Annotated in this window: 14 protein-coding genes; 4 read left to right on the forward strand and 10 right to left on the reverse strand. The window is 37.1% G+C overall.

Annotated elements, in window-relative coordinates; translation table 11 throughout:
- Positions 1-140: 140 nt before the first annotated feature.
- Both ACIQX2_RS03545 and ACIQX2_RS03550 read right to left on the reverse strand, forming a co-directional pair.
- On the reverse strand, positions 141-581 hold the full coding sequence (locus ACIQX2_RS03545) for a transcriptional regulator (protein ID WP_402847024.1): 441 nt from the start codon (positions 579-581) through the stop codon (positions 141-143).
- Positions 582-738: 157 nt separating this feature from the next.
- Positions 739-1,014 carry a hypothetical protein gene (locus ACIQX2_RS03550; protein ID WP_402847026.1) on the reverse strand — a complete coding sequence of 92 codons (276 nt, stop codon included), beginning with the start codon at positions 1,012-1,014 and terminating at the stop codon, positions 739-741.
- A gap of 262 nt (positions 1,015-1,276) precedes the next feature.
- On the opposite strand from ACIQX2_RS03550, the gene ACIQX2_RS03555 reads away from it, so the two are divergent.
- The 3 genes from ACIQX2_RS03555 (at position 1,277) to ACIQX2_RS03565 (ending at position 6,103) form a co-directional block, all read left to right on the forward strand.
- The gene (locus ACIQX2_RS03555) at positions 1,277-1,675 is read left to right on the forward strand and encodes a helix-turn-helix domain-containing protein (protein WP_402847028.1); all 399 of its coding nucleotides are present in this window, start codon (positions 1,277-1,279) and stop codon (positions 1,673-1,675) included.
- Positions 1,676-1,814: 139 nt separating this feature from the next.
- Complete coding sequence (locus ACIQX2_RS03560; RefSeq protein WP_402847030.1) at positions 1,815-3,395, forward strand: hypothetical protein; 1,581 nt, start codon at positions 1,815-1,817, stop codon at positions 3,393-3,395.
- On the forward strand, positions 3,392-6,103 hold the full coding sequence (locus tag ACIQX2_RS03565; RefSeq protein WP_402847032.1) for a DEAD/DEAH box helicase: 2,712 nt from the start codon (positions 3,392-3,394) through the stop codon (positions 6,101-6,103). The genes ACIQX2_RS03560 and ACIQX2_RS03565 overlap by 4 nt, the downstream gene beginning before the upstream one ends.
- A gap of 91 nt (positions 6,104-6,194) precedes the next feature.
- Here the strand turns inward: ACIQX2_RS03565 and ACIQX2_RS03570 are convergent, their stop codons facing one another.
- Positions 6,195-6,590 (reverse strand): single-stranded DNA-binding protein, encoded by a 396-nt coding sequence (locus tag ACIQX2_RS03570; protein ID WP_402847034.1) that lies wholly within the window; start codon positions 6,588-6,590, stop codon positions 6,195-6,197.
- 257 nt (positions 6,591-6,847) lie between these two features.
- On the opposite strand from ACIQX2_RS03570, the gene ACIQX2_RS03575 reads away from it, so the two are divergent.
- Positions 6,848-7,276: a YwpF family protein gene (locus ACIQX2_RS03575; RefSeq protein ID WP_402847036.1), complete on the forward strand. Its 429-nt coding sequence runs from the start codon at positions 6,848-6,850 to the stop codon at positions 7,274-7,276.
- A 270-nt stretch (positions 7,277-7,546) separates the two neighbouring features.
- Here the strand turns inward: ACIQX2_RS03575 and ACIQX2_RS03580 are convergent, their stop codons facing one another.
- The 7 genes from ACIQX2_RS03580 to mreB form a co-directional block, all read right to left on the reverse strand.
- A complete protein-coding gene (locus ACIQX2_RS03580; protein WP_402847038.1) occupies positions 7,547-7,897 on the reverse strand; it encodes a hypothetical protein in 351 nt (116 codons plus the stop codon).
- An 88-nt stretch (positions 7,898-7,985) separates the two neighbouring features.
- On the reverse strand, positions 7,986-8,375 hold the full coding sequence (locus ACIQX2_RS03585; protein ID WP_402847040.1) for a hypothetical protein: 390 nt from the start codon (positions 8,373-8,375) through the stop codon (positions 7,986-7,988).
- An 87-nt stretch (positions 8,376-8,462) separates the two neighbouring features.
- Positions 8,463-8,903 (reverse strand): 3-hydroxyacyl-ACP dehydratase FabZ, encoded by a 441-nt coding sequence (gene fabZ / locus ACIQX2_RS03590; protein WP_402847041.1) that lies wholly within the window; start codon positions 8,901-8,903, stop codon positions 8,463-8,465.
- A 24-nt stretch (positions 8,904-8,927) separates the two neighbouring features.
- Positions 8,928-9,206: a DNA-directed RNA polymerase subunit beta gene (locus ACIQX2_RS03595; RefSeq protein ID WP_402847043.1), complete on the reverse strand. Its 279-nt coding sequence runs from the start codon at positions 9,204-9,206 to the stop codon at positions 8,928-8,930.
- Positions 9,207-9,230: 24 nt separating this feature from the next.
- Positions 9,231-10,070: a flagellar hook-basal body protein gene (locus ACIQX2_RS03600; protein ID WP_402847045.1), complete on the reverse strand. Its 840-nt coding sequence runs from the start codon at positions 10,068-10,070 to the stop codon at positions 9,231-9,233.
- Between the two features lie 44 nt (positions 10,071-10,114).
- Entirely contained in the window at positions 10,115-10,954 is an 840-nt protein-coding gene (locus ACIQX2_RS03605; protein WP_402847047.1) for a flagellar hook-basal body protein, read from the reverse strand.
- 64 nt (positions 10,955-11,018) lie between these two features.
- Complete coding sequence (gene mreB / locus ACIQX2_RS03610; protein ID WP_402847049.1) at positions 11,019-12,011, reverse strand: rod shape-determining protein; 993 nt, start codon at positions 12,009-12,011, stop codon at positions 11,019-11,021.
- Between the last annotated feature and the right edge of the window lie 42 nt (positions 12,012-12,053).

Genomic DNA, 12,053 nt, shown 5'->3' on the forward strand with positions numbered 1-12,053 from the left:
AATCGGATCAAGCGGATTTGTGTTATTCCTATACTTTTTTACATCCAATTAAATAGCTAACACATAAAAACACCTATCGAAATATTCTACTCGGTAGGTGTTTTTTTATTTTATATAATTATTCAATGTTAATGCCTCCGTCAAATTTCTTTATATTGAAGTAGGGTATTGAATAAGGACTCATCCTTTGTTATCAATGCAAAGTCGATCATGCGTTCCAGGTTTTGTTGTTCAAGTAATTTGATGACTTCATCCGTCCCTTCAATAGAGACTCCTTGCTTATCCACTTGGTTTGCTTCTTCTAAAATAGACTGTAAATGTACGTGAATATCTGACACAAGCAATAATTGATAGAGCGGCAGTCGAATAAACCTATTCCCTTTTTGAAAAACAAATACTTCTGATAAATTTTCTACCTGTAATGTCTTCGCATTTAGAATAATTTCTTTTCCCTCTACTGGTATAAAATGAAATAACTCATCATCTTTCCTTATAGAGAAATACTGATAGGCAAACACCATCTTAATACTTTCACCCTCATATTTTGTATAGAACGGTTTCATTAATTGTACAAGTATCATATTTTCAGCTCCTTTCTTTTAATAGAATTTTCTGATTACTGTTAGTTTATCATATTTTAAATATTTCGTGTAGTTAATGTTATCCACACTTAGCTTATAATTCTCTAAAAAACAAAAAAAAAGCGAATGCACGATGCATCTGCTCTAAACTAAAACCTTATTTTCTACTGGTGCTTGGTCTATTTCTACCTTTTACCATCGTTAAATATCCGAATGATTGAGGATTGTATTCAACAATAAACGTTTCGAATACCTTTTCCAAGATTTTCATTTGGTTAAGCTCCACTTCATGCTCCAAATAAAATGATATTAGATTATCTTTATAATTTAGTTTTAAATCATAGATGGTGAAATCCTCAGCAACAATTTGATTAATATGAGTCTTCTCTTTTTCACGACTTCCGCTAAAATACACTATAGACTTTTTCTTCACACCAACCACCTTTATTTCATCTTCACTCTTTAAAGGACTACCATCGAACTCAAATAAGGAGGGTATGAAAAACTGTATTCTTTTAATAGCTATCACTTCCTTTTTTGTTGTATTTATTCCTATATTTCACATTCCTGTTAGGTGATGTATATTCCTTATACTATATTTATTCATCTTCTATTCGAATATCGCCAATTTAGCGATTTTTGTTCATTATTATCCTTATTTCGCTATTGTTGCATTGTATACGGGAGGGATGAATATGGCCATTGGGGATCATTTGCGTGAGTATCGTGAAAAATTAGACATTACACAAATAGAAGCTGCTAAACTTTTAGGTATTGATCATTCCGCTTTATCAAAATATGAAAAAGGCGACCTTGGAATTTCCATAGAGCTACTTTTGAAAATAAAAGAAAAATATAAGATTCCAGATGACCAATTTTTATTTATGCTTCAGGATAAGCGCTACAAAAGTGAAGATCCAATAATAGAGGCAAGGGAAAGCAAAGCAAGATACATAGAAACCTTTCAGGATGAATACGTGAACGAGGTTATCCATTTGAAAGAATATCGAGATTTTACGATGGATATCGTTAATTTTGCAAAGACTGACAAAGAACGAAGAAAATATATAATAAATCGTTTGAAAACAGACTAAAGCCTTTACTTACATTGATAAGTAAGGCTTTTTCTGTTGTAACTAAGCCTTTTAGTCAATTTGTTTTAGGTTCGGCTTTTAATAAGCAGTTTTTATAAGTATAATGGAAGGAAAGCCTTTTTTCTTAGGAGAGATCCGTTTGAACCTTACTTCTTATCAAAAACTCGCAACCCATTACAATAAACATATTCACCAATCTATGGATACGATTGCTAAAAAGCTACATCCTGCTTTACTGGAGGACGAGGAGCTTGTTCGTCGTGCCACTTTTTTTGTGCGTAACGGTGCAGTTTCTATTACGAATTATTACCCTCAGGAGCATCGAGTCGATTTTACGATTCGCGATGTGACGAATATTGAAGTGAACTATCACATTACAAAAGATAATTTCCACTGCCCTTGTCCAATTCATAAGCCATGCAGACATATTGTGGCTGCTGTTTTTTATTTGTACCAACAAAATGAGTCCTTGTCTTCGTGGATCTCTGAATGGCGCTCACAAGCTGACCAGATCCAGCTAACTTTGTTAAAAGATGAACGTAGTCCGAGAAGCTGGGATATTTTAGTCGAAAATTTTTTCCGTAAATTTATTGCTAATTACCCACCTACCAGTTTTTATTTACTTGAATTTGCTATTCACGATTTGAAATCGCAAATTCGAAAGTCTCGTCCTTTTGAACGCGAGTGGCAGCCTATTTTTGATGTGTATGTGGAGCTTTCTATACTGATCAAGTCTTGGCCATATATTGAACCGCTAGCCCAGTCAAATATGCAAAATCGTGTGCTTCATTTTTTAAATGATTACCTTGATGAGCTAAATGACCATTTAAACCAGTTATCCTCGAAACCGCGTATGTTTGCAGCTGATCCATTTTACGATGAAATAATGGAGCGCATTCACCATTTTTACTTTGATATGGAAAACCTAGTACATTATCGAAAGCAAGTATATCTGTCCTTTTGGGATGCACTCGTAACAGATAAAAATAAAAGAATGCAGGAAGTAAAATTTTTAGAGTCACTGGATACTGTAGAAGACGAAGTACCATTAAACATGGTGCTGCCATACTTTTACCTGACATTGTCTATGACCGATGAATTACTTTTAGCGGCCGAACAAATGGAGGGAAACCAGTTACTTGCATGGATCGAAGTGTGTGAAAAGGCGCTTCAGACTGGCAAAAAAGAATTAGGTTCAAACTTGGCTCGAAAGCTACTACCTCATGTTTCCTATTACTTAAATGAAGTAGTACAGAATCCATCTCGCGTTATACTTATCCGAAGATTAGAGCTTTTGTTTGAAACTGTTCAGCTGCATCCTACGGAGTTAGAAAATGTATATCAATCCTTTGGACTGTATGGCTTACAGTCATATTCGAACTTACTGATTAAGGAAAAGCGTTACTATGATTGGATGGCTCTCCATCAATCAGCTAACTCCTCCTTGGAGTATGCAGAGGCATGTGGACTTTCGGTTGTAAAGGAAGAAGCACCAGAAATTTTACTTCCACTTTATCATCACTATGCAATGCGTTTCATCCAAGAGAAAAATCGCTATAGTTATAAGCAGGCTGTTCGAATTTGGAAAAAAATGAAACAGGTTGCTAAAAAATCAAACGACACTGATTACTGGAATGCTTACGTAGAAAATGTTCGTGAAAAGTATCGCCGCCTTCGTGCACTGCAACAAGAAATAGAGAAAGGAAACCTACCACTATGACTCAACCTTTATCTATTACGAAAGAATTTTCTTTAAACATTCAACCTTTAGAAAACGGTCAGTTCCGCTTAGTTTCGATAAATATACCTGCTGAAAAGTGGGTACCATCTCTATATTTGAATCATCGAGAAAGCTTTTTTGGCCTCAATGCTCAAGTTGAAGACAATGCACTAACTGCCACTCCCGTTGAATTAGTTGAACTTTTTTCTAGAAAAATGAATCCCTTCACCCTGTTTAACGGTGTCAATGAAGACTCTAATAAATGGTTAGATACATTTAAGGAGACAGCTAAAGTTTGGTCAACTCCCGACTTATGGAATTTGATAATTGTAGAAGGAAATGAACTTAAAGTTACTGCTCCAATAGAGGAAAGTGGTCAAATACTCCTTGTGAATGCTGTTAAACAAAAGCTATTCCAAGCAGGGCTATCGATGGAAGACATAGAACCTCTTATACCATTTTTCCAACAAGGTGGCTGGCCAATTAAGTCTCAAGCAGCTCATCCAAGCTTATTGGTTGCACTAAGATTGTCAGAACCAGAGGCAATGGAGGATACATGGCAGCTTGAAACAGTGGTACGTGGGAAGAAAAGCAGTGTTTATTGGACACCTGCATTCCGCAAGAAATCGTTGCCCATCAGTCAAGCATTACCTGATAAGTGGGTTGAATTTAGTGATTTTATAAAGGAAACACAGTCGAAAATGTTTTCACTTATTTCCTCCATCGATCAAACAAATAATGAAGCATTCTATTCTTCTACATTAACTGATGAAGAAGTTCGGATGTTTCTTCGTGATGATTTAGTCAAACTACAAGCACTCGGCTTTGAGATTGTACTACCAGCATGGCTAAAGGCAGTAAAAGACACAAAAATGCGTGTTAAAACAATCGCGAAGACTGCCAATTCATATAAAACTGCTGCCGGTCTAAATGAAATATTGCAATTTAACTGGAGTTTTTCCTTGAACGGCCAAGAAATTTCAGCCGATGAGTTTCAACAGATGGTAAATGAAAATCGTTCCTTTATACAAGCTGGTAATGAATGGTTCCGAATCGACTCAGCTTGGATGCATGAAGTTCGTGAGCTTATAAGAAAATCAGAGGATGAGAATTGGACTGTGAAAGAGTTGCTGTTCCGTGAAATTCCTGAAGAGCTTGCATTAGCACTAGACGACGAAGAGGAAGACGATGTGGATCCATTATTTGAATTTGAGATGCAAAAATCATTGCAAACTCTTATGACACAGCTGTCTGAGAAAAAAGGGTTCCCTTCCGTGGAAGTTTCACCTAATTTATTGACGACTTTACGCCCTTATCAGCAACAAGGACTAGAATGGCTTGTCTTTATGCGTAATGAAAAATTTGGTGCCTGCCTCGCAGATGATATGGGTCTCGGAAAAACGGTTCAATTAATATCATACTTACTGCATGTACATGAAAATACTGAGCAACCAACACCTTCGCTCATTATTTGCCCTACTTCCGTGTTAGGAAACTGGCAAAAAGAAATTGCGAAGTTTGCTCCTTCTCTTAAAGTGCAGACACATTATGGATCATCTCGTACAAAAGAAATTGATATGACAAGTGATGTCGTCCTCACTACATTTGGAACTGCAATGCAGGATATTGATTCGCTTTCTGAAATTATGTGGACCAGCATTACTTTGGATGAGGCACAGAACATTAAAAATATGCATACTAAGCAATCACGTGCTATACGTAAGTTAACTGGTGGTCATCACATTGCGCTTACTGGTACACCTGTGGAAAATAGATTATCGGAGCTATGGTCTATTTTTGACTTTATCCATAAAGGTTATTTAGGTTCGTTCCGTAAATTCCAAGAAAACTATATAGCACTGATTGAACGAGATAATTCCGAAGCAACTAAACATAAATTACGAGTGAAAATTCAACCTTTCCTATTAAGAAGAACGAAACAGGATCCCGAACTTCAGCTTAACTTGCCAGAAAAGTTGGAGCAACGAGAGTACTGTGCACTTACTACAGAGCAGGCAGCTTTATATGAATCACTAATACAAGAAACCGTTAGTAAGCTCGATACACTTACAGGTTTTGAGAAAAAAGGTCTCATTCTCAAAATGTTAAGCAAGCTTAAACAGCTTTGTAATCACCCTGCACTCTATTTAAAAGAGCCCTTTGATGATGCTGAGGATATGCTAGAGCGTTCAGAGAAGCTCGCTCAAATTGTTTCGCTTGCTGGTGAAATTGCAGCTCGCGGTGAGCAATGTCTCATCTTCACTCAATATATTGGGATGGGTCATTTACTGCAGCATTGTTTAACAGAGCTTTATGAAATTGATGCGCCATTTTTGACTGGAAGTATGCCTAAAAATCAGCGTGATCATTTGGTGGAAGCTTTCCAAGCAAAAGAATTTCCTGTATTCCTCTTGTCGCTAAAAGCTGGTGGTACTGGATTAAACTTAACGGCAGCAAGCCATGTGCTTCACGCCGATCGTTGGTGGAATCCTGCTGTTGAGAACCAAGCAACTGATCGTGCATATCGTATCGGACAGACTAACTTTGTTCATGTCCATAAGTTCATCACAATTGGAACGATTGAAGAAAAAATTGATAAGCTCCTAGTTGAAAAACAGTCGCTATCTGAGGAATTGATCCATTCAAGTCAGTGGATCACAGAAATGTCGGATAATGACATAAAAGATTTACTAACACTTTCTATTTAATAATGTTTTTTTTAAACCCTGACCAAGAAAATTTTTGGTCAGGGTTTTCTCTTTTGATAATCATTGAAGAAGATTGCGGTCTTTTCAATCATTAAACTGGTAGTTGGTTTGATGGTATTACTGGAAATTCAAAATCACTCTCATTATTTTTATTTTGCTGTTGTTCCGCTTCCTCGCCTCGCTTCTTTGTTGCTAAAAATCGTATGTCCTCCACAACTATTTCCGTCACGAAAACCCTCGCTCCTGCTTCTTTTTCATACGATCTTGTATTAAGTCTACCTGTTATCCCGACAAGAGACCCTTTACCACAATATTTGACGGTTGTTTCAGCGAGCTTCCCCCAAATGGTGCATAACACAAAGTCCGCTTCGTCATTTTTATAGCTTTTATTCACCGCGACTACGAAATTCGTTTGCATTCTCCCCTCAGAAAAATGCTTTAATTGTGGAGATTTCGTCATACGTCCAATTATCGAAACAGTGTTCAATCTGTCACCTCCTTTAGGTTCATTAGCCCTATCATACTGATGGAACAAATTGTTGGCAAAAGCTCACAATTCTATTTCGAAGTCATTTTCCCACACAAAATTAAATTTCTGAAACCCAATTTCTTTTAACCTCCCTCTATTACAGCCTTTTAAATTTTCAATAATGCTATTTTTGTAGTTTGTACTAATATTTTTTCCACTGTACTTGCTATGCTATAATGGATACTAATTAATGCTTTTCCAAAGGGGATTTGTGCATGAAAACGTTCAAAATGATTTCAGTTAGTATTGTTTCGGACCAAGAAGAAATGCCAATTAACATTGAAGATGGTATTGTAATTAACCAAGAAAATTCAAGTCGTTCTTGGATTTTAGAACTTTTTACCGATCAAAAATACGAAACTTATTTTAATGAATTAAAGAAATCCAATGATGTATATGATGTAAAAGTTATTATCTCTTACCCAGAAAACGAGCCCGCTCATTTTGAAGTGGTAACCTATTCGGTGAAACAAATTGGCGACCATCTTTCCGTCCTGCTCAAGGGTACATTGAAGCGAGCAAGAAGAAAATATGCAGAGTCCTTGCTTGCAGAGTTGATCGAGGATGGTTTAACTGGCGAGGAATTGCTTGCTAAATTTGAAAGTGATATGAAAATACGCCCTGCTTTGCGGAAGGATCAATAGTTATTTGGCTGAAAATCCCTGTAATTTATTTAACAGGGATTTTTTTGTTGAGGGTATCATTCTATACAAGTCGAAAACTGATTAACAGCGGTAGTATGACGGTTACTCTCGTTCAGGAATAGATTACTCGCTCTACTCCAGTCGTTACGCTTGCTCCACCGATATTTACTTGCTTTCAAGAGCCTTTTACTCGTGAAGAACCAGGATTTTTATCAATAAAAAAATGCTGACCCTAAATTTTAGGAGTCAGCATTTTCTTTTGTTCAACAATTATTTAATATTGTTTTTATTATTTATTAATTCGTCATTGTTATTAGTAACTCCTGGTTCTTTAATCCATTTACCGTCATTTGGTACGTTGCCATTGCCATTATTAATGGTTCCGTTATCGTTAATTCCATTGTTCAATGTTCCATCGTTGATTGTTCCATCGTTTAATGTTCCATTGCCATGGCCGTTGTCATTCATCCCGTTGTTTGTATTCGGGGATGGTGTGTTTATATCGTTACGTACATCCTCCATCGGGGTCTCATTGTTGTTAGGAATCGCATTGTCACGATTATTACACCCTACCAATAATAACGAACTTAGAGCTACAGCGGGAATGACTTTTTTCCACATAAAATAATTCCTCCTTTCTTGATATCGTCGTCACTTTTTTGTGACTTACGATAGGTTATCCAAGAAAAAAGGAACTATCCTATGGCAACTATGCCTGTTTTTGCATTTCTTTTAGAAGCGATTCAACGTATAATGCTTCTGCTTTACAGCCATATTTATATTGGGTACCTAATTTGTCTTGCATTATTTCAATTGATGCAATCAAGTCTTCGTTCACGGGCTCTGATAAAATCTTCTCGATGGAAGCGTTTATTTTTAGCGCTATTTCTTCATGGAACTCTGGACTTTCTTTTATCACTTTTGGTACTTTTTCAAACCAAGTGGCAGATTCGACAATATATAATTGCCAACTCTTTACAAAGTCTTCAATATTAAAAAGTTCTTCATCCCAACTAATATTTGTCATATATATTTCAAATGCCTTAGTTATGGATCTGGTAATACTACTTTTAATACCTGACGATAACTCATTATACATGAAGTATAAAACCTCCTACATTAATACAACGCCTAACTATTTCTAAATAATTAACTTATTTTATAAGATATAACTACATATTGCAAATTATTGCTTTTCCACAACAGGTCCAAGTGCAAACAGTATATCTGCTTCACATACTAATTCTCCATCTACTGTTGCTATTCCGTGACCTTTTCCCATTGCTCCACGAAGCTTTGTCAATTCAACCTCTAGTTTCAATTGGTCTCCTGGCTTCACTTGTCGTTTAAATCGACAATTATCAATTCCAGTAAAGAATGCGAGTCTTCCTTTGTTTTCTGGAATTTGAAGAACAGCGACAGCTCCGATTTGAGCAAGAGCCTCTACGATAAGTACGCCGGGCATTACTGGATATCCTGGAAAATGACCATTGAAGAATTCTTCGTTAATCGTTACATTTTTTAATCCTACCGCACGCTTTCCTTCTTCAACTTCTAGAATTTTATCTATCATAAGAAACGGATAACGATGCGGTAAAATTGCTTGAATTTGCTCTGTTGTTAACATGGAATCATCCTCCAAAAATCTTTATTACTTGCCATCTTTAATATCAATTATATGCTGGTATGTATCCCATTTTAAGGCGTCCTTTGGTTCACCATCACCAAGTACGCCATAACCAAACATTAGTCCTGTTATTGCTGCTCCAGCTAAGATTAGAATTACGAGTAGTATGCGCAACCATATAGGAAACATGCGGATTTGAACCCACTTTGTTGTTCCAGTCTGTTGCGCTTGTTCGTGTGCCTTTTCTTGTTCTTTTTCTAATCTTCGCTGTTGTCTAGCAGAAATTTTACTTTCTTCTGTCATAAACACAACTCCTTACACGCATAATTATCGAATGCCATTAATAAGTCCCAGCATTTGGTCCGCAATAGTGATGGAACGAGCATTGAACTGATAAGAACGTTGCGCTGTCATAAGATCAGTCATTTCTTTCGATGTATCTACGTTAGATAACTCTAACATACCATTTGCTATTGCTATTTCACCACGGTCTGCACCTTGTAAATCTGTCATAATATCCTCTGCGTTTAAACCTAACTGTTCTAGGTTATTTGGCATTGCAATATAAGTTGCAGATAAATGAACCATCGCATTCGGCTTTTGTAGCACTGAAACCGCTAATTCACGTTGCTGTGTAGTACCGTTTGGATATGTAGCCGTTAAAATCCCTGTTTCATTTACACTAAAGTCCGTAACACCATCAGGGATAGTAATTGCTAGTCCATCAGCATCAGCCACAGGATAACCATCCCCATTCACTAGCATAAGCTGGCCATTTTCCATCGGAGAAACATAAAAGGCTCCTTGACGGGTATATGCTGTTTGCTGTCCATCTTCACCATTTGGCATAAGCACATTAAAATATTGCTTTGGCTCTTGAAAAGCAAAGTCTAAATTACGATCTGTCGATTGGAGACTACCTTGCTTCCAGTTCATTTGCGTTTGTGCAAGTGCTGCACCAACGCCATAGCGAATCCCAGTAGGAGAATCTCGTTCTACACGATCTAATTTATCGTTATTATATTGTTGATATAATAATTCTTGGAATTTTGCATCCTTCGCTTTGTAGCCATGGGTACTTGTATTTGAAAGGTTGTTTCCAATAATATCTATTTGACTTTGCAGTTGCGACATCGTATTCGTCGCTGTAATCATCGTGCGTAGCATTTCAGCCTACCTCTTTTCGTTGTTAAAGCTTTTTTAAAGCTCTTTTAATTCACACGGCCTACTTCGTTAACAGCTTTGTCCATACTTCTATCGTATGCTTGAAGTACCTTTTGGTTTGCTTCAAATGCGCGATAAGCAGTTAACATATCTGTCATTGTTCTAGCTGTGTCCACATTTGAACCTTCCATATACCCCTGTTGCATCGAGAAAGAAATATTATCTATATTATAGGCTGATGGTAGTTCAGTTCCGTCGACTGTTCTGTATAAACCGTTATCCTGCTTGATAAGAGTGTTAGGCTGTGCAGAGAATGATACACCAATTCGTGCTACTGCCGCATCGTCTACTAAGATCTGACCACTTGAATCTACTTTAAAATCATCATTTTGTAGCTGAATCGGTTGCCCTTCCGAATCGAGTACATATAAACCTTGTGGGTTTGTTAAAAATCCGGAACCATCTAATGTAAAATTCGAATTTCGAGTGTAAGCTTCTCCTTCAGTTGGATGCTGTAAACGATAGAATACTGCTCCCGTTTGTCCTGTTTCTTCATCAACTGGAAGTGAGCCATCGATTAATGCTATATCTGTATTTAAATCTGTTTGGATGATTTGTCCCTGTGTCATTAATGCCATTGTTTCTTGCATGTAAACACCTGTACTAATTGCTCCAACTTCAGAAGTATACTTGCCGCTAATCGGATCCTTTGTAGGAATTTGAGTAGGTCCTAGTCTAGACATTAGCATGTCTGGAAAAGAACGAATCGTCGATTGATCTGCTTTGAATCCAGGTGTATTGGCATTGGCCATATTATTTGTTAGTAGTTCTGTTCTACGCTGTTGTGCAATCATTCCGGATGCAACTGTAGTAAATCCGCGAAACATAAGAAAGCCTCCACTCTGCAAACGAAGTATACGAGCAATTTAGTGCTCCGCAGCCAGTTTGCATTTATCTTCGTGATATTTTGTCAATATTGTCTAACATTATCCCTGTTCCAATTGCGACACAATTCATCGGGTGTTCAGCTACTAATACCGGAACTTTTAACTCTTCCATTAACAAATGGTCCATTCCGTGTAAAAGTGCTCCGCCTCCTGTTATAATAACTCCGCGATCAATAATATCTGCAGATAACTCAGGTGGTGTTTTTTCTAACACATTCTTTGCAGCTTGTACAATACCCAAAACGGATTCTTTCAATGCTTTTTCTATTTCTTCCGATTTAATCGTTATTGTTCTAGGAAGTCCTGTGACCATGTCCCGCCCACGAATATCCATCTCCTCGTGACGACTATCTGGAAAAACAGTACCAACAGATATTTTGATATTTTCAGCAGTACGTTCACCGATTAGAAGTTTGTACTCTTTTTTAATGTACTGAAGAATGTCATTGTCAAATACATCTCCTGCAATTTTAATCGATTCACTCGTTACTATATCGCCCATGGAAAGTACTGCAACATCTGTTGTACCTCCACCTATATCTACAACCATGTTACCACTCGGTTGGAAAATATCCATTCCTGCGCCGATTGCTGCTACTTTTGGCTCTTCCTCCAAATAAACCTTCTTCCCGCCAGACTTCTCCGCAGCTTCGCGTATTGCCTTTTGTTCAACACTAGTAATATTTGTAGGACAGCAGATTAAGATACGTGGCTTTGATAGAAATCCTTTGACATTTAATTTATTGATAAAATGTCTCAGCATTGCTTCTGTCACATCAAAATCAGCAATTACGCCATCTTTAAGTGGGCGAATCGCTATAATATTCCCTGGAGTTCTACCGACCATTTGTCTTGCTTCTTCTCCAACAGCCAGTACTTTTTTTGTGTTTCTATCTATAGCAACGACAGAGGGTTCGTTTAAAACAATCCCTTTTCCTTTTACATGTATTAATACATTGGCTGTACCTAAATCAATTCCAATATCCTTTGCAAACATTACTAATGTTTCTCCTTCCCAACTAAACCCATTATGTATATT

Source organism: Psychrobacillus sp. NPDC096623, assembly GCF_044762655.1.
GTDB lineage: Bacteria > Bacillota > Bacilli > Bacillales_A > Planococcaceae > Psychrobacillus.